The following is a 17296-nucleotide window of genomic DNA, read 5'->3' on the forward strand; positions in this document are numbered from 1 at the left end:
CGGGCCCCGTTCGGACGCGGGGTACGCGGATCAGAAGCAGTGGATGGTCGTCGACGGACGCAGCAGGAGAGAGCTGGCGGCGCTCTCCTGCCAGCCGGCGAGGCTGCCGTAGAAGACCTGGCTGCCCGGGTTCACGCAGAAGAGCAGGCCACCCTGGTAGTTGATGTCACGGTAGTAGTGGCTCTCGTAGCCACCCGTGCTGGAGTTGCTGGCAGCACGGACCTGGTCGTTCACGACCTCGCCGGAGCCGCGCGTGCCCGGGTTGTCGTTGAAGTAGTCGTCGGTGAAGTTCTTGTCGCTGTTGTAGTAGTCGTGCGAGCCGCTGTCGCCCAGCTGACCCCAGTACACGCAGTGGTAGCCGGCGCCGCACATGTAACCCGCCGACGCCTGGGTCGCCGTCGCGATGCCGCCGCCGACCAGCAGCGCGGTGGTGGCGGCGACGGCCGCGGCCTTCCGGCGGAGCCCCATGCTCATGCCCATATCGTTGATTCGCCCCTTCTAGGTTTCGCGTACCCAACCGCACGCGGGCGTCAGATTCACATCCGCAGCGCACCCGCGTATTGGAAAAAACCGCTGTGGCCCTTCAGCCCGCGATCCATGTGCTCGCGGCGGCCCTTTCCGCCAGGAAGCGCCCCGGGGGCAGGCCCGTCATCGCCGTGAAGTCGCGGCTGAGGTGGGCCTGGTCGTAGAAGCCGCAGCGCGCGGCGGTGTCGGCCGCCCCGGTGCCGGCCGTGAGTTCCCGGATCGCGCGGTTCAGGCGCAGGATCCGGGCCAGCCGCTTCGGGGTGAGGCCGATCTGTTCGCGGAATCGGGTCTCCAGGTGCCGCAGGCTCCAGCCGGTGGCGGCGGCGACCTCGCGGATCGGAAGGGTGCCGCCGGACCGCTCCAGGACGTGCCAGGCCTCCAGGACGGCGGCGGACGGCCCACCGGCGGTGGCCTCGGCCGTCCAGCGCAGCAGCGTCTCGTCGAGGAGCGCGAAGCGCTCGGGCCAGTCGGCGGCGGCCGCCAGGCGCTCGGCGAGGAGCCGGGCGCGGGGGCCCAGGACGTCGGCCGGGTCGGTCAGGGTGTCGGCGAGCTCGGCGAGCGAGGCGGTGCCCAGGAGCCGGTGGGCCGCCCAGGGCGCGAGGGTGAGCTCGACGCCGTGCACGTCACCGCCGTGGCCGAGGACCCGCGCTCGGGTGTGCAGGCCCGACACGAGCGAGGTGTGCCGTCCGGCGGCCCCGCCCACCCGCATCTCGCCGCCGAATCCGATGAGCAGCGACACCCGCCCGCTCGGCACCACCAGCCGCTCCTGCTGCACGCCCGCCGTCGAACGGAACCCCCGGTAGGTGCCGACGCCCCGCCGCAGGCGGGCGTCGGGCCTTCCGTAGAACCACTGACACCGGCCACCGTCGGTGCACACACGACCTCTGACCATCGAACTCTCGAACCTCCCGCGCCCGGATCCGTCCCGGGCCGGTGATCCACTCTCGAAGGCGCCCGGGACGAGGACCAGAGGCGCCGCCGTCCCAGGGACGCGCTGGGACGTCCCAGCGCTCTGACCTGCGGAGATGAGGGGCGGCGCAAGGGGAAGGAGGGACGCGGAACCCGTACGGACTCACTCCGCTGGCGCATGCCGGCGCCCCGGGCGAGGCTGGCGCCACAGCCCCCGGAGCAGCCCCGGGGCCCAGGGAGGTCTCACCGTGCCCAGCCTCGTCCGCGCGCGCCGCGCCGTCGTCGCCCTGTTCCTGTGCGGTGTGCTCCTCGCCACGACCGCGGCGTGCGGCGGCGACAGCTCGCAGAGCCTGACCACGGGCTCCGACACGACCCCGACGGCCTCGGCGAGCTTCGAGAAGCAGAAGCTGGCCAAGACCCGGTTCGTCGCGAACGCGGGTCTGGCGGCGGGCGCCACGTACCAGTGGATCGTCAAGCCGTACCGCGAGGGCAAGTTCAAGAAGGGCGCGGACGGGCGGACCTTCGCCCTGGTGAAGGCGGGCCTCGCGGGCGCCTTCACCTACAACCGGCTCAAGGCGGCCGTGAACAACGCCAAGGGCGATCCGCTGCTCTCCAAGGCGGTGGCGCCGCTGACCGCCGGCATCGAGTCCCTGAAGGACCTCGGGACGAAGCTCCGCAAGGGCGACGCGACCGCCGGCGACGTCGGCGCGTTCGAGGGCGTCATCAACAGCGTCAAGGACGCGGGGAAGAGCGCGGGTGCCGAGGTCGTCGACCAGGTGCCGAGCACGGCGCAGCTCGGCGGCGGCTGACCGGCGCGGCGGCGGTCCGCCGGGTCAGGACGTGAGCTCGGCGAGCGTACGGAGCGTGGCGGGGTCCGGTGCCGTGACCAGGAGGTCGGTCACCGGGCCCTTCCGCCATTCCGCGAGGCGTTCGGCGATCCGCTCCTTCGGGCCGACGAGCGAGATCTCGTCGGCGAAGGCGTCCGGCACCGCGAGCACCGCCTCCTCGCGCCGCCCGGCGGCGAAGAGCTCCTGGATGTGCCGGGCCTCGGCCTCGTAGCCCATGCGCGCCATGAGGTCGGCGTGGAAGTTGCGGGCGGCGTGTCCCATGCCGCCGATGTAGAAGCCGAGCATCGCCTTGACGGGCAGCAGTCCCGCGGCGACGTCGTCGCACACCTGGGCGCGGACCATCGGCGCGACCAGGAAGTCCTCCGGCAGGGCGTCGGGGAGGGCGTAGACCTCGGCCCAGCGGCTCGGTGACCAGTAGAGGGGCAGCCAGCCGTCGGCGATGCGGAGGGTCTGCGCGATGTTCTTGGGGCCTTCGGCGCCGAGGAGTACGGGCAGGCCGGCGCGCAGCGGGTGGGTGATCGGCTTCAGCGGCTTGCCGAGCCCGGTGCCGTCGGGGCCGGTGTACGGGTGGGGGTGGTAGCGCCCGTCGAGCGTGACCGGCCCCTCGCGCCGCAGCACCTGCCGGATCACGTCCACGTACTCGCGGGTCGCGGTGAGCGGCGAGCGCGGGAACGGGCGCCCGTACCAGCCCTCGACGACCTGCGGCCCCGAGAGTCCGAGCCCGAGCATCATGCGCCCGCCGGAGAGGTGGTCGAGGGTGAGCGCGTGCATGGCGGTGGCGGTCGGCGTGCGGGCGGCCATCTGCGCCACGGCGGTGCCGAGCCTGATCCGGGAGGTGTGGGCGGCGATCCAGGTGAGCGCGGTGAAGGCGTCGGAGCCCCAGGCCTCGGCGGTCCACACGGAGTGGTAGCCGAGCCGTTCGGCCTCGCGGGCGAGGTCGAGGTGGGCGGGGGAGGGGCCGCGGCCCCAGTAGCCGAGGGCGAGTCCGAGTCGCATGCCGCACAGCCTTTCTGACGATGTGTCAGTGACGACGGGGCTCGGACTGTACGGCAACGGCCCCCCGCCCGGAAGGGATCCGGGCGGAGGGCCGTCGGGGAACGCGTGGGGGGTGCGGATCAGCCGCGCTGGATGCCGGTGGTGTCCTGCAGGACACCGCGGCGGCCGTCCTGGGTCTGGGCGACCAGTGCCTGACCGCGCTGCTCGACCGCCAGGTACCAGGTGCCGGGCGCCAGCTCGGCGATCGGCGCCGCGGAGCCGTCCTCGCCGTAGAGCGGACGGGCCACCGGGACGGCGAACCAGAACGGGGTGAAGTCCCCGGCCGGCGCCTGGGCCTGGGCCTGGGCGGCCTGCGGCTGGGCGTCGTGCGGGGCCTGCGGCTGCATGTGCTGCTGGGCCTGCTGCGGCTGGCCGCCGAAGGGCTGGCCGCCGAGCGAGGGGTCGGGCTGGGCGCCGTACGGCTGCTGCTGCGCGCCCGGGTAGCCGTAGCCGCCGGGGACGCCCGGCTGACCCGGCTGCATGCCGTAGGGCTGCGGGGACTGCGGCTTCGGGGCGCCCAGGAGCGGACCCTGCAGGGCCGGGACCAGCGGGCCGGCCACCGCGGCGGCGGCCAGGACGAGGGAGGCGATGAGGCCGAGGATCAGGCCCGCGCCGGCGTTCGCCGACTCGAAGACCCACATCAGCAGGGTCCAGGCGGAGGCGACGGCGAACGCGGCGCCCACCTGGCCGAGGTCGAGGCCGACGACCTTGCGCGGCTGCGGCAGGGCGCGCGAGGCGACCACGAGCGCGGCGCCGGCGATGCCCAGGAAGAAGGACCCCCAGCCCAGCGGGGACATCTCCCACGAGTACGCCGAGTCGACCTGGTCACAGATGTTGGCCGGCGCATCGCAGCCGGAGATGCCGAGGAACGAGGCGATGAACAGCACCACCGCTGCGCCGATCAGCACGCCATCGCCTCGGGTGAGGGAGCGGATATTCACGTAAGAGTCCTTCGTCGGGTCGTCTCGTCGGGGTGGCGCGAAGCACGGGGGCGGCCCCATCGTACGGAGGGAATCTATCGTTCGCCCGATCGCCGCTCGGTGCTGCCCCTTGCCTACCCCTTGAGATAGGCGCCGATGCCGTTCGCGATCCCCTGCGCCGCCTTCTGGCGCCACGCGGCGTCGGTCAGGAGCGCGGCATCCTTCGGATCACGCATATTGCCGCATTCGAGGAAGACCTTGGGGGCGGTTGAGAGATTGAGTCCCCCGAGATCGTCCCGCACGTCCAACCCGGTGCCGGATCCGATGTAGTTGGCGGGTTTTGAACCGGTCGCACGGCCGAACTGTGTGACGAGGTTCTCGCCCAGGATGCGAGACGGACCCACGATCTTCGCGGTGTCGGCCGAGCCGCCGCGCACCCGCGCCGGCAGGATCACATGGAAGCCCCGGTTCCCGGTCGCCGAGCCGTCCGCGTGCACGGACACGACGGCGTCGGGCTTCGCGGTGTTGCCGATCCGGGCCCGCTCGTCGATGCACGGTCCGTAGCGGCGATCGGCGTCGTGGACGAGCACCACCTTCGCGCCCTGCTTCTCGAGGAGGTCGCGGAGACGGTGTGAAACATCGAGGGTGAACGCCGCCTCGGTGTAGCCCGCGTTCGTGGATGTCCCGGTGGTGTCGCACTCCTTGCGGTTCGTGCCGATATCCACCTTCTTGTTGATTTCCGCCGAATGCCGGAAATTCCCTGGATTATGGCCAGGGTCGACGACGATCGTCCGCCCCGCGAGGGGGAGCGCGCCGCCGCGGCCGGCGCTCGGGCTCGCGCCGGAGCTCGCGCTCGCGCTCGGCAGCGCGTGCGAGGCGGTGGCCTTGGCGTCCGCGGTGCGGGAGGACTGGGGGACCGCCTCGCCGGCGCAGCCCGACAGGGCGAGCGGCAGGGCGAGGGCGGCGAGGAGCTTCCGATGGGCGTACGGCACCCCGCGACTGTAGGCGTTTAGCGCCGCGAATGCCCGCAGCGGAACCGAGAGCGCGCAACGTGTGTGAGGGGATGGTGAAGGGTAAGTCGGAGGAACCGTCGCGACGACCAGAGGGGGACCGGTGGCGGGGGAACACGAGAACGGCACCAACGAACCGAGAAAGCCATCGCCTTGGGAGTGGACCGGCCCGGGCGCACAGGGGAGCGGCAGCGACCCCCGGGTAGCCGGCCCGCCGGGGGACGCGCAGGGGACCGGCGCGCGGGAACCGGATCCCGGCGGTCCGGCTCCCGAGAACACTCCGCCGAGCCCGCCGCCCTCCGTGGGCCCGGCTCCGTCGTCCGCGAGCCAGGCTCCTGGGGGGCCGGATCCCGCGAGCCAGCCTCCGCCGCCCGCGCACCCGCCGGTGTACGACGCGGTGCCGGGGGCCACGCCACCGCCCACGCTGCCGGGGGCCACGCCGCCGCCCACGCCCCCGTCCGGGCCCGCACCGGGATTCGGGCCCGCACCGGGCTTCGGACCGCCGCCCGGCCCCTTGGGAGCGCCCCCGCCCCCGCCTCCCCCGCCCGGCCCCGCGAACCCGGCGCAGGCCGTCGCCACGGGCCTCCTGAACCTCTCCTGTCTGGGCCTCGGCTACGTCCTGCTCAAGCACTGGAAGTCCGCGGCCCTGTGCTGGGCCGCCACCGTGGCCCTGCTGGTCGTCGCGCTGCCCGCCGATCCCGACGGCATACCGCTCGGGGCCCTCGTCGCGTACGGGATCTTCCTGCTGGCCGTCGCGGCCGACGGCGCGCGGCGCGGACTGCGCGCCGCCCCGGAGGCCCTGGCCCTGCCCGGCCGGCGGGGCCTGGTGCTGCCCGTCGCGCTCGCCCTGCTGCTCGTCGTCCCCGGCGGCGGCAGCCTCGCGTACGGCGCGGCGCGGGACGAGGCCGTCGAACAGGCGCTCCTCGACCGGCTGGCCGCCGCCGACGCCCAGGTGAAGCAGAGCGAGGGCCAGTCCTTCACCAGCGTCGAGTCGACCTACAAGCAGGCCCTCGCCACCTACCAGGACCTCGGTACGGAGCACGCCGGCTCGCGCGCCGGCAAGCAGGTGCCCGACCGGCTCGCCACGTACTACAAGACGGTCGCGGCGCCCTACGACAAGAAGGACTACTGCTCCGCCGTCCCCGCCCTCAAGCACCTGCGCGCGCTGCCCGACACCGTCGACCGCAAGCTGCTCGGCAGCCTGGTCGGCAAGGCCGACGAGCCGCTGGCCGAGTCGTGGTTCGAGTGCGGCACCCGGACGGTCGGCCTGGCCGGCGCGGAGACGACGGCGGGCGAGCACCTCAACGCCCTGCTCGACACCTTCCCGCAGTCGCCGTTCACGCAGAAGATCGAGCCCACGCTCCGCGCGAACCTGAGCGAGCACGACAAGAAGCTGGCGGTCGCCCCCTGCGACACGGCCACCGAGCTGCGCCGCTTCGACACCACGGTCGCCCTGCTGCCCAGCGCGACCTTCGCGGCGCTGGGCCGGGACACGAAGGGGGCGATCCAGCGGGGCGACTTCGCCTGCGGGATCGACCACTTCAAGAAGAAGGAGTACAGCGAGGCCGTCTCGGCGATGGACGACTACGCCAAGGCGTACCCGTCGAGCCCGCAGACCGCCCAGGCCCGCAACGTCGCCATCGCAGCCGAGATCGCCCAGGAGAGCCCGGCCGCCGGCGCCAAGGTCCCCTCGGGCGCCACCGCGGACGGCTCCGGCATGGTCATGGTCGTCAGCAACGACGGCCCGGGCGAGGTCGAACTCCTCTACACCGGACCGGTGACCGGCCGCATCACGATCCCGGCCTGCGCCACCTGCCGGTCGTACTCGACGCTCATCGTCCCCAGGGGCGGCGGCCCCAAGCCCTGCTCCGGACCGTCGTCGAAGTACCCGAAGCGGACCCTGACACTGCCCCCGGGCAACTACCAGATGCTGCAGAAGCGGGACGGGTCGGGCGCCTCGTCGGGCATGAGGAAGCCGAGCACGACCAAGATCGAGTCCGGCTACAGCTACACCAACTGCCTCTATGTGACCTCGGGGTTCTAGGGCACGGAGGATCAGGCCGGACGGATCCTAGGAAGCGCGGTCCAGTTCGGCGAGGGTGGCCCGGAGCCACGCCAGCTCCGCTTCGGAGGTGGCCCGGGCCACCGTCAGCACGCCGCGCCGGAAAGGGTCGTCCAGCTCCTCGGCGCGCAGCGGCCGGTCGCCGTCGTAGAAGAAGCTGGCCGGCTCCTCCAGGAACGCCAACCGGCGCCGCAGCACCCCGGCCTGTGCGGCCGGGTCGTCCAGGTGGCGCAGGAAGGTCAGCAGGACGAACCAGCGGTTCTCGTCCGTGATCTCCGCGCCCTCGGGCTCGGCGAGCCGGCGGCGCAGCTCCAGCCTGCCGGTCGCGGTGAGGCTGAGGACGTGCCGGGGCGCGGCGGCGGGGCCCTGCTGGGTCTCGCGCGCGAGGAGCCCGGCCTTCTCCAGCCGCTTGAGCGCCGGATACAGCGTGGACTCGCCGACCGGGCGCACGTGGCCGGTCAGGGCGGTGATGCGCTTGCGCAGCTCGTAGCCGTGCAGCGGCGCTTCGCAGAGGAATCCGAGGATCGACAGTTCCAGCATGCCTGCATTCTCACGCATCGACGCTGTACATCGATGGCGTAGTACTACGATGCCGATGTATGGTCGCCGCGTCGGTGGCCGGGCGGGGACGTACGGGGCGGGATGCCTGCCCGCGCGGACGCGGTGGCCAGGGTGGCCGCACGCGAGGCGGCATCGGAGCGGCCCGTGCGGGCCGGACAGGGGAGTGGACAGTGCGTGAGGCCCGATTCGACGCGCGGGGCAGTGTGATCCGATGGACCGAGGCACCCGGCGAGGGGCCGGCGACGGTGTTCGTGCACGGCCTGGGCGCCGCCTCGACGGTCTACCACGCACACATCGCGGCCCGGCGGGAACTGGCGGGCCGCCGGGTCCTCTTCGTGGACCTGCCGGGCCACGGCATCAGCGACCGGCCCGCCGACTTCGGCTACACCCTGGAGGAGTACGCGGACGCGCTGGCCACCGTGCTCGACGCGGCCGGGGTGACCGGGGGCGTGATCGCCGGCCACAGCATGGGCGGTTCGGTCGCCATCGTCCTCGCGGACCGCAGGCCCGACCTCGTGTCCCGGCTCGTCGTCACCGAGGGCAACCTCGACCCCTTCCCGCCGGTCAAGGCGGGCAGCAGCGGCATCGCCTCGTACACGGAGGAGGAGTTCGTGCACGGCGGCGGCTTCGCCCGCGTACTGGAGCGCGTCGGCCCCACCTGGGCGGCGACCATGCGCCTCGCGGACCCGCTCGCGCTGCACCGCACCGCCACGCACCTGGTGCGGGGCACCGAGCCGCCGATGCGGGAGCTGCTGCTCCGGAACGCGCGCGCCGAGCGCGTCTACCTCCAGGGCGAGCTGAGCGGCGAACTGGCCGGAGCCGACGGGCTCCGGGCCGCCGGCGTGGACGTGGTGGTCGTCCCCGGCGCCGGGCACAACATCATGTTCGACAACCCCGACGCCTTCACCCGCGCGGTCACGGGCGAAGAGGCGGCGGCCCGGCCCCTTCCGGAGCCCGGGGTGCGGAGGTCCTAGGCCAGGCGGCGCAGGACGCGGAGGGAGTCCGTGACCGCGATCTCCTCGAAGTCGCCGGACTCCAGCGCCCGCAGGTAGATGCGGTACGGAGCCTGCCCGCCGTCCTCCGGGTTCGGGAACACGTCGTGGATGACGAGGACGCCCCCGGCGGCGACCTTGGGGGCCCAGCCCTCGTAGTCGTTGCCGGCGTGCTCGTCGGTGTGCCCGCCGTCGATGAACACGAAGCCGAGCTGCCCGGCCCACACCTTCGCGACCTGCGGGGACCGCCCGACGACCGCGATCACGTGGTCCTCGAGTCCGGCCTTGCGCAGGGTCCGGCGGAAGGTCGGCAGGGTGTCCATGACGCCGACCTCCGGGTCGACGACGGTCGGGTCGTGGTACTCCCAGCCCGGCTGCTGCTCCTCGCTGCCCCGGTGGTGGTCCACGGTCACCACGACGGTCCCCGTCTGCCGGGCGACGTCCGCCAGCAGGAGGGTCGAGCGCCCGCAGTACGTGCCGACCTCCAGCAGCGGCAACCCGAGCTTCGCGGCCCCGGTGGCGGCCTCGTACAGCGCGAGCCCCTCCTTCACCGGCATGAAGCCCTTCGCGGCCTCGAAGGCGGCAAGGATCTCGGGGGTGGGCTCGGCGGCCATGGGCGGATCTCCTACTGGCGGGTACAGGTGTACGGGCGCCCATCGTGCCCTACGCGTCGCACTCGAACCACACCGTCTTTCCGGCGGGCGTCTCCGTGGCCCCCCACCGGTCGGTCACGGCCTCCACCAGCGCCAGTCCGCGCCCGCCCTCGGCGAGCGGCTCGGGGGCCTTCGCGACGAGCGTCCCCGGCACCCCGTCCGCGACCTCCACCCGCAGCCCGTGCGGCTCGCGCAGGATCAGCACGGTGCACCGGCGGCCGGGCACGTGCCGGACCACGTTGGCGACGAGCTCGGTCAGCGCGAGCGCGGCGGAATCGGTCACGTGGTCGAGCCCCCAGCGCGTGAGGAACATGCGCAGGATGCGCCGCATGTGACCGGCGGAGTGCTCACCGACGGTGAAGGCCATGCGGTAGGTCCCGGCAAGTTCCGCCGGATAGAGGTCGGTTGCCTGATTCATGGCACCAGCGTGGGCCCGCTTCGTTACGCTCGGCTACGGAACGGAACCAACGCGTGAAAGCGTGAGCTTGGGGGTGCCCTCGCCGTGGTCAACATCCGGAACCTCGATCCCAGCGCGTCGCCGCTGGACTACTACGGGTCGGAGTTACGCCGGCTGAGGGAGGAGGCGAGGCTCAACCAGCAGCAGTTGGGGGCCGTGCTCTTCTGTACGGCTTCGCTCGTCGGCCAGATCGAGACGGCGAAGAAGGTCCCGACCCGGCAGTTCTCGGAGCGACTGGACGCGGCTCTGATGACGGGCGGCCACTTCTCACGGCTGGTGGGGCTGGTCCTGCGGAGCCAGCTGCCGACGTGGTTCCAGCCGTACGCGGAAATGGAGGCGCGGGCGACGTACATCTCCACGTATCAGGCGCAGTTGGTCTACGGGCTGTTGCAGACGGAGGAGTACGCGCGCGCGGTGCTGGGTGTCGAGAATCCCGACTGGCTCGACCAGATGGTGGCGGCCCGAATGGAGCGCCAGCGCATCCTGGGACGCGAGATCCCGCCTGTGCTGTGCGTTGTTCTCGACGAGGCCGTGCTCCACCGGGAGATCGGGAGCGCCGAGATCATGCGAAATCAACTTGCCGAGCTGTTGGGCCTTTGTGATCATCCCTGGATCCAGGTGCAGGTGTTGCCGTTCGAGGTGGGCCAACACGCTGCGCTGATGGGTTCATTCAATCTCCTGCGCTTCGACGAAGATCCTGACCTCTTCTACGCGCCGGTGTATGGCGGAGGCCATATGTCTGCCGATCACCAGGTGATCAGGGAGCGGGCCGTCGGTTACGCTCGACTGCAGGCCGCAGCCCTCTCACGTGAGGCCTCGGCGGCGCTGATCGAACGCGTGATGAGGGAGCGGTATGCGCACCAGTCAGGATCTGAGGTGGCGTAAGTCCTCGTACAGCGGCCCCGATGGCGGCGAGTGCGTCGAGTGCACCCCCCTGGGATCCGCCGCCTGGCGTAAGTCGCCCTACAGCGGTTCCGACGGCGGCGACTGCGTCGAGGTCGCCGACCTCACCGCTCACGTCGCCGTCCGCGACTCCAAGAACCCCGCCGGCCCCGTCCTCCTCGCCCGCCCCGCCGCCTTCGCGGCGTTCGTCGCGGCGGCGGCCGAGGGGCGGCTCGGGGGCTGAGCGGCGGGGCGGCGCTCGTCGGACGTGCGGCCGTCACCCGCGCGGCCCGGGCCGCCCGGATCCGCCGCCTGTTCCTCACTCGGCCCGGGTGGCTCCCGCGGTCCCGCCCGTCCCCGCGGTCCCCGCCTGTCCCGCCAGGACCGCCCGCAGCTTCACGATCCCCGCCTTCCACTCCGTGCCGTCCGACTCCTCCCAGAGCTCCAGGAGTTCCGACTCCGGGCCGAGCACCCGGTCGAGGGCGGCGACGGCCACCGGGCGGAGCTCCGTGGGGAGCGCCGGGAGGGGCTCGTCCGGGCCGTAGGAGGTGGTGACCGGCTCGCCGCCGGGGCACTGGGCCGCGACCAGGGCCGCCGCGGCGACGGCCTCGACCGCGAGGTCGGCGTCCAGATACTCCTCGCCGGTTCCGACGACCTCGCGGAAGGCCGCCAGCAGCACGTCCGCCTTCTTCTCCGCGGGGGCCTCGTCCACCGTGTAGGAGAAGTCGGCGGCCGTGTCGTTGTCGAAGGGGCCGATGTCCCAGGTGCCCATGGCGTGCTCGCTCTCTGCTTCTGATGCTGTCGCTCACTCGTTCCGGCATCGTGGCAGGGAGCACTGACAACGCCCCCCGGAGTGGGTGCGGGTCACGGCCCGGAGACCGGAGCGCCTTCCGGAGGCAGGGGTGAGGCCGGGGCGGCGGTCCACGGCCAGGCGGCCCCGCTGCCCGCCTCGATGAGGCCGACGATCCGGAAGGCGGCGTCCGTCAGGCCGCCGAAGGTGTGCCGGTGCGGGCCGGTGGGGCCGTGGGCCGGCTGGTATCCCGCGAGGTTCCAGGTGTAGACCGGGACCTCTGCGGGGACGGGCTCGGCCGGGCCGCCGGGGTCGTAGGAGGCGTTCTGCTCGTCGGTGACGATCAGGACCCGGTCGTGCTCCCGGAAGTGGGTCCGCAGGGCCTTCGTGGTGTACGTGCCCCCGAGCTTGTGGAAGCGGCCCAGCACCTCCAGGACCGGCTCGCCCGGCGCGAACGGCACCTCCGCGCTGTTCCAGCCGAACTCCACCAGATCCGCCTCCTCGGCGCGCAGGGCCAGCGCGGCGCCGAACACGCCCGCCGCGTCCGCCCGGGTCAGCGTGGACCTCTCGGAGACGGTGTCCCAGAACATGGAGTCCGACCGGTCCACGAGGATCAGGGTCCGGCCGGGCAGGCTCGGGACGTTGGCCAGGGAGTGGCCCAGGGCCCGTTCCAGCGCCGCCGACCAGCGCGGGGACGGAGCGTGCCGGTGGGCGGCCAGGTAGCGGAAGGGGAACTGCCGGGAGCGGGCGACCTCGGCGGGGTCCGAGAGGCGCCCGGCGACCCGGGCGGCGACCTCGTCCGAGACCCCGGCCTCGTCGAAGTTCCGCAGGTTCCTTACGAGGGCCATCGGCCCCATCGCGGGGATCACGGCCTCCCAGACGGCGGCGTCCAGGGGTCCCTGGAGCCAGCCCGCCAACCCTTCCCACGTCATGCCCGCTTCGGCCAGTCGCCCGGAGCCGCCCGGCCCGGTCACCAGTGTCCGCCGCTCGTCCGCGGCCGCATCCATGAGCGCCCGGTGGGCGGTCAGCGTGGGGTCGGAGGCCGGCGGAACCGCCTGCTCCGGGTGGTGGCGGCGGTCCAGGGCGTACCGGAAGAGCGCGCCCTGCCAGGGCTTCTCCGGGTCCGGCGAGGCGTGCACCAGGTTGAGCACGTCACCGAAGCGGAAGTTCTTGGACGCCGTGTCGTACTTCAGCAGGGACCGGGACGTGTAGAGCCGGCGTACGGCGTCGGCGATGCCCCGCTTCACCGGCGTCGGCACCTTCCGTCCGTACGCGGCGATCCAGTGGGCGAGCAGTTCGCCCGGCTCGTCGGCGCGCTGGAGCACCGAGTCGATCACGGACCGGTTGGAGGGTCCCTCGGTGGACCCGGCCAGGAGCCGGGCCCGTACGTATGCGGCGGCGCCCACCAGGGACGCCGTGCGCATGCTGCCCTCGCCGCGGAGCCAGCGCAGCAGGCCGGCGGTCCACGTGGGGTCCTCGACGGCGAGTTCACCGACCAGACGGGTGTAGCGGGCGTCCCGGTCCGTGCCGCTCTCGTAGAAGGTGTCCTGGGTGACGAAGTTGCCGACCGCGAGGAGGAAGAGCTCCTCGCGGGGCTCCCGGACGAAGGCCGGTCCGCCTGCGTAGGTGCGGAGGTCCGACCTGACGGCGGGGACATGGAAGCGCGTGGGAGGCAGGGAGCGGGCGGCGGCCGCGACGGGCGGGGTGACGAGCATCTCGGACCACATCTTGTCGACGCGTGGGCGGTGGCGGTAACGAGGCAGGGATTCCCCCGGATGCGAGGAGACGAAGGCGGCGAAGGCGGCGAGGGCGGCTGAGGCGGCGAAGGCTGCGAGAGCGGCGGCGACGTCGGCGAAGGGCGCGGACGACCCCGAGACCGGCCCGGCGGCGGGGCGGCGGACGGCCGCGCACGCCGAGATCAAAGGGGCCGCGGCGTCACTTTGGTTGTCAGAAGGAAGTAGCCGCAGCCGAGCGCATCGGCGGCGCGGTCGCACGCTCAACGTACAAGCGCCGCCCGGCGCGCACCAGCGATTAAATGCCACCGGCGCCAGGCCCGTTCGCGCCCTCCACCCGGCGGCCCCGCGGCCGGGGGTGCGCGTCCGGGCCCGCGTCCGGATCGGACAGCCCGTCCGGCAGGGAGTCCGGCAGCGAATCCGACGCTGTTTCTGACCTTCCGTCAGATTGGAACGTGTTCTAGTCTGCCGTGCCATGGGCATCGCCATCACGCACGAACAGCGGGAGCTCGCCCGATCCGTCCGCGGCTGGCTCACCCGCGCCGTACCGCCCGAGGCCGTACGCAAACTGCTCGACGCGCCCGACGCCGGCCGCCCCGCCTACTGGGACGGGGCCGCCCGGCAGGGCCTGCTCGGGATCCATCTCCCGGAGGAGCGCGGCGGCGGGGGCGGCGACCTGGTCGACCTGGCCGTCGTCCTGGAGGAGGCCGGGCGGGCCCTGCTCCCCGGGCCGTACCTGCCGAGCGTCCTCGCCGGCGAGCTGCTCCACCGCGCCGGTCGCGCCGAGGAGGCCGCCGCCGTCGCCGCGGGCGAGCGGATCGCCGCCGTGGCGCTCGGCGCCGGCACGCTCACCGCGGTCCGCACCGACGGCGGGTACGCGCTCGACGGCGTCGCCCCTCCCGTCCTCGGCGGCGCCGGCGCCGACCTGCTGGTCCTCGCCGCCGCGACCGCCGACGGCACCGTCTGGCTGGCCGTGGACGCCGACACCCTCGCCGTCCGCCCCCACGACAGCGCCGACCCCACCCGGCCCACCGCCGAGGTCACCGCCGACGGCGTCCTCGTGCCCGCCGGACGGCAGCTGACAGGCCTCGACTCCGCCCTCGTCCGCGACCTCGCCGCCGTCCTCCTCGCCGCGGACGCCTGCGGCACCGCCGCCCGCGCGGTCGACACGGCGGCCGAACACGCCCGCACCCGCGTCCAGTTCGGGAAGCCCATCGGGCGCTTCCAGGGCGTCAAGCACCTGTGCGCCGACATGCTCGTCCGCCTCGAACAGGCCCGCGCCCTCGCCTGGGACGCGGCCCGCGCGGCCCGCGAGGAGGACCCCGGCGTCCGGACGCTGACCGCCTCGCTCGCCGCCGCGACCGCCCTCGACACGGCCTACGGCTGCGCCAAGGACTGCATCCAGATCCTCGGCGGCATCGGCTTCACCTGGGAGCACGACGCCCATCTGCACCTGCGCCGCGCGCTCGTCGCCCGCCAGCTCCTCGGCGGCGGCGACACCCACCGCGTCACCGCCGTACGGCACGCCGCCGCGGGCACCCGACGCGAGCTGCGCCTCGAACTTCCGGCAGAGGCCGAGCGGTTCCGTACGGACGCCCGCGAGGCACTCGCCCCCGCCGTGGGGCTCGACCCGCGCGCCGCCCGCCGCGCCCTCGCCGGCACCGGCTACGCCGCCCCCCATCTCCCCGAGCCGTACGGACTCGGCGCCGGTCCCGTGCAACAGCTCGCCGTACAAAGGGAGATGGAGGCTCTGGGCATCACCCTCAGCCCGCTCTCCATCGCCACCTGGGTCATCCCCTCCCTCCTGGCGTACGGGACGCCGGAACAGCGGGAACGCCACCTCGGCCCCACCTTGCGCGGCGAGCAGCAGTGGTGCCAGCTCTTCTCCGAGCCCGAGGCCGGCTCGGACCTCGCCTCCCTCCGTACCCGGGCCGAGCGCACGGACGGCGGCGGCACGGGCGGCGGCTGGCGGATCAACGGCCAGAAGGTGTGGACGAGCGCCGCGCAGGGGGCCGACTACGGCATCCTGCTCGCCCGCACGGACCCCGGGGCGCCCAAGCACCGCGGTCTCACCTACTTCGTCGTCGACATGAGGAACACCCACGGCATCGACATCCGCCCGCTCAAGGAGATCACCGGGGAGTCCCTCTTCAACGAGGTGTGGTTCGACGACGCCGTCCTGCCCGCCGACGCGGTCGTCGGCGAGGTGGACGACGGCTGGCGGGTCGCCCGCAACACGCTCGGCAACGAACGCGTCCACATGGCCGACCAGGTCGCCTTCGACACCGGCCTGGAAGCTCTCGTCGCCGCCTCCGCCACGGCCGACACCTCCGTACGCGTCAGGATCGGCGCCCTCGTCGCCGAGGCGCACGCCCTCGCCTGCATCGGCCTGCGCACCACCCTCCTCCAGGTGTCCGGAATCGAACCCGGCCCGGGCGCCAGCGTCCGCAAGCTCGTCCAGACCCTCCACCAGCAGAAGGTCGCCGAGCTCGGCCTCGAACTCCTGGGCCCGGCGGGCGCGGTGGCGGAGGGGCCGGGCCGACGGGCCGTCCACGGGCTGCTCATGTCGCGCTGCCTGACGATCGCGGGCGGGACGACGCAAGTGCAGCTGAACGTCGTGGCCGAGCGCCTGCTCGGCCTCCCGAGAGACTGAGAGAGGCCTCCATGAAGTCGTACATCGTGGGCGTCGGCATGACGAAGTTCGAGAAGCCGGAGACCCGGGACTGGCAGTACTGGGACATGGCGAAGGAGGCCGGCACCGCCGCCCTGGCCGACGCCGGCATCCCGTACGGCCTCGTCGAGCAGGTCCCCGTCGGCTACTGCTTCCAGGCCTCGACGGCCGGCCAGCGCGCCGCGTACGAGCTGGGGCTGACCGGCGTCCCCGTCTACAACGTCAACAACAACTGCGCGACGGCCTCGACGGCGCTGATGATGGCGCGACAGTTCGTGGAGGGCGGGATCGCGGACTGCGTCCTGGCGCTGGGCTTCGAGAAGATGGCGCGGGGCGCACTGGGCGGCGGCTCGGACGGCGGCGACTTCGCGACGTCGCCCGTGGCCCGGCACTACGGGATCATGGCCGCCGGTCACGGCTTCGAGATGACCCCGCCGACCGCGCAGATCTTCGGCAACGCGGCCCGGGAGCACATGGACCGCTACGGCACGACGGAGATCCAGCTGGCAGCGGTCGCGGCCAAGAACCACCGCCACTCCTCCCGCAACCCGAACGCCCAGTTCCAGGACGTCTACTCGGTCGAGGAGATCCTGGCGGCCAGGACCATCCACCGTCCGCTGACCAAGCTCCAGTGCTCGCCGACCTCGGACGGCGCGGCGGCCGCGGTCGTGGTGTCGGAGCGCTTCGTCGCCGAACACGGCCTGGGGGACCGGGCGGTGGAGATCGCGGCCCAGGCCATGACGACGGACACGGAGGAGTCCTTCGCCTCGGGCTCGTGCATCGACGTCGTCGGACGCCCGATGTCCCGGGCGGCGGCGCGACAGGTCTACGAGCAGTCCGGACTCGGCATCGAGGACGTCGACGTGATCGAACTCCACGACTGCTTCTCGATCAACGAGCTGCTGACGTACGAGGCCCTGGGCATGTGCGAGGAGGGCGCGTCCGGCAAGCTCGTGGAGTCGGGCGCGACGACGTACGGCGGCCGCTGGGTCGTGAACCCCTCCGGCGGCCTCATCTCCAAGGGCCACCCGCTGGGCGCGACGGGTCTGGCGCAGGCGGCGGAACTCGTCTGGCACCTGCGCGGCGAGGCGGGCCCACGGCAGGTCCCGGGAGCGCGGGTGGGCCTCGCGCACAACATCGGCCTGGGCGGGGCGGCGGTGGTGACGATGCTGCGCACGCAGTGACGGCGGGGTACGAAGAGAGGGGGGAGCGGCGGTTCCGGCCCTGCTCGCGGGCGGGATCGGCGAG

17 protein-coding genes are annotated in these 17296 nt (G+C 73.2%); 7 read left to right on the plus strand and 10 right to left on the minus strand.

Features of this window, described 5'->3' with window-relative positions; all coding sequences use genetic code 11:
- Window positions 1-30: 30 nt before the first annotated feature.
- Window positions 31-474, minus strand: coding sequence for a hypothetical protein (locus ACIRQF_RS23350; RefSeq protein WP_376637295.1), 444 nt, complete (start codon window positions 472-474; stop codon window positions 31-33).
- Between the two features lie 109 nt (window positions 475-583).
- On the minus strand, window positions 584-1417 hold the full coding sequence (locus ACIRQF_RS23355; protein ID WP_404094695.1) for a helix-turn-helix domain-containing protein: 834 nt from the start codon (window positions 1415-1417) through the stop codon (window positions 584-586).
- Window positions 1418-1682: 265 nt separating this feature from the next.
- Here ACIRQF_RS23355 and ACIRQF_RS23360 point away from each other — a divergent pair, with 265 nt between their 5' ends.
- Window positions 1683-2243: a hypothetical protein gene (locus ACIRQF_RS23360; RefSeq protein ID WP_404094698.1), complete on the plus strand. Its 561-nt coding sequence runs from the start codon at window positions 1683-1685 to the stop codon at window positions 2241-2243.
- Between the two features lie 24 nt (window positions 2244-2267).
- Here the strand turns inward: ACIRQF_RS23360 and ACIRQF_RS23365 are convergent, their stop codons facing one another.
- The 3 genes from ACIRQF_RS23365 to ACIRQF_RS23375 all read right to left on the minus strand — a co-directional run bounded on the left by ACIRQF_RS23365 (window position 2268) and on the right by ACIRQF_RS23375 (window position 5229).
- A complete protein-coding gene (locus tag ACIRQF_RS23365; RefSeq protein WP_404094700.1) occupies window positions 2268-3278 on the minus strand; it encodes an LLM class F420-dependent oxidoreductase in 1011 nt (336 codons plus the stop codon).
- A gap of 119 nt (window positions 3279-3397) precedes the next feature.
- The gene (locus ACIRQF_RS23370; protein ID WP_376637291.1) at window positions 3398-4258 is read right to left on the minus strand and encodes a DUF5336 domain-containing protein; all 861 of its coding nucleotides are present in this window, start codon (window positions 4256-4258) and stop codon (window positions 3398-3400) included.
- A gap of 113 nt (window positions 4259-4371) precedes the next feature.
- Entirely contained in the window at window positions 4372-5229 is an 858-nt protein-coding gene (locus ACIRQF_RS23375) for an N-acetylmuramoyl-L-alanine amidase (RefSeq protein WP_389749818.1), read from the minus strand.
- 532 nt (window positions 5230-5761) lie between these two features.
- On the opposite strand from ACIRQF_RS23375, the gene ACIRQF_RS23380 reads away from it, so the two are divergent.
- The gene (locus ACIRQF_RS23380; protein ID WP_389749816.1) at window positions 5762-7291 is read left to right on the plus strand and encodes a hypothetical protein; all 1530 of its coding nucleotides are present in this window, start codon (window positions 5762-5764) and stop codon (window positions 7289-7291) included.
- 27 nt (window positions 7292-7318) lie between these two features.
- On the opposite strand, the gene ACIRQF_RS23385 is transcribed toward ACIRQF_RS23380, so the two are convergent.
- Window positions 7319-7849: a PadR family transcriptional regulator gene (locus ACIRQF_RS23385; RefSeq protein WP_382483366.1), complete on the minus strand. Its 531-nt coding sequence runs from the start codon at window positions 7847-7849 to the stop codon at window positions 7319-7321.
- A gap of 191 nt (window positions 7850-8040) precedes the next feature.
- On the opposite strand from ACIRQF_RS23385, the gene ACIRQF_RS23390 reads away from it, so the two are divergent.
- The gene (locus ACIRQF_RS23390) at window positions 8041-8844 is read left to right on the plus strand and encodes an alpha/beta fold hydrolase (protein WP_404094705.1); all 804 of its coding nucleotides are present in this window, start codon (window positions 8041-8043) and stop codon (window positions 8842-8844) included.
- Here the strand turns inward: ACIRQF_RS23390 and ACIRQF_RS23395 are convergent.
- A complete protein-coding gene (locus ACIRQF_RS23395; protein WP_404094708.1) occupies window positions 8841-9476 on the minus strand; it encodes a class I SAM-dependent methyltransferase in 636 nt (211 codons plus the stop codon). The genes ACIRQF_RS23390 and ACIRQF_RS23395 overlap by 4 nt on opposite strands.
- Window positions 9477-9525: 49 nt before the next feature.
- Window positions 9526-9933, minus strand: a complete 408-nt coding sequence (locus tag ACIRQF_RS23400) for an ATP-binding protein (protein WP_393001338.1) — start codon at window positions 9931-9933, stop codon at window positions 9526-9528.
- 84 nt (window positions 9934-10017) lie between these two features.
- Here ACIRQF_RS23400 and ACIRQF_RS23405 point away from each other — a divergent pair, with 84 nt between their 5' ends.
- Window positions 10018-10857, plus strand: a complete 840-nt coding sequence (locus tag ACIRQF_RS23405) for a Scr1 family TA system antitoxin-like transcriptional regulator (protein ID WP_404094713.1) — start codon at window positions 10018-10020, stop codon at window positions 10855-10857.
- Window positions 10826-11098, plus strand: a complete 273-nt coding sequence (locus ACIRQF_RS23410; RefSeq protein ID WP_404094716.1) for a DUF397 domain-containing protein — start codon at window positions 10826-10828, stop codon at window positions 11096-11098. Before ACIRQF_RS23405 ends, ACIRQF_RS23410 begins: the two co-directional genes overlap by 32 nt.
- 75 nt (window positions 11099-11173) lie before the next feature.
- Here ACIRQF_RS23410 and ACIRQF_RS23415 read toward each other — a convergent pair whose 3' ends face one another.
- Together ACIRQF_RS23415 and ACIRQF_RS23420 are read right to left on the minus strand one after the other, a co-directional pair.
- Window positions 11174-11626 (minus strand): DUF4259 domain-containing protein, encoded by a 453-nt coding sequence (locus ACIRQF_RS23415; RefSeq protein WP_404094718.1) that lies wholly within the window; start codon window positions 11624-11626, stop codon window positions 11174-11176.
- 92 nt (window positions 11627-11718) lie between these two features.
- Window positions 11719-13359, minus strand: a complete 1641-nt coding sequence (locus ACIRQF_RS23420) for a TROVE domain-containing protein (protein ID WP_404095461.1) — start codon at window positions 13357-13359, stop codon at window positions 11719-11721.
- Window positions 13360-13852: 493 nt separating this feature from the next.
- Between ACIRQF_RS23420 and ACIRQF_RS23425 the strand changes: the two genes are divergently transcribed.
- Both ACIRQF_RS23425 and ACIRQF_RS23430 read left to right on the plus strand, forming a co-directional pair.
- Window positions 13853-16030 (plus strand): acyl-CoA dehydrogenase, encoded by a 2178-nt coding sequence (locus tag ACIRQF_RS23425; protein WP_404094721.1) that lies wholly within the window; start codon window positions 13853-13855, stop codon window positions 16028-16030.
- Between the two features lie 11 nt (window positions 16031-16041).
- Window positions 16042-17232 (plus strand): lipid-transfer protein, encoded by a 1191-nt coding sequence (locus tag ACIRQF_RS23430; protein ID WP_404094723.1) that lies wholly within the window; start codon window positions 16042-16044, stop codon window positions 17230-17232.
- Window positions 17233-17296 lie beyond the last annotated feature (64 nt).

The organism is Streptomyces sp. NPDC101191 (assembly GCF_044767915.1).
Taxonomy (GTDB): domain Bacteria; phylum Actinomycetota; class Actinomycetes; order Streptomycetales; family Streptomycetaceae; genus Streptomyces.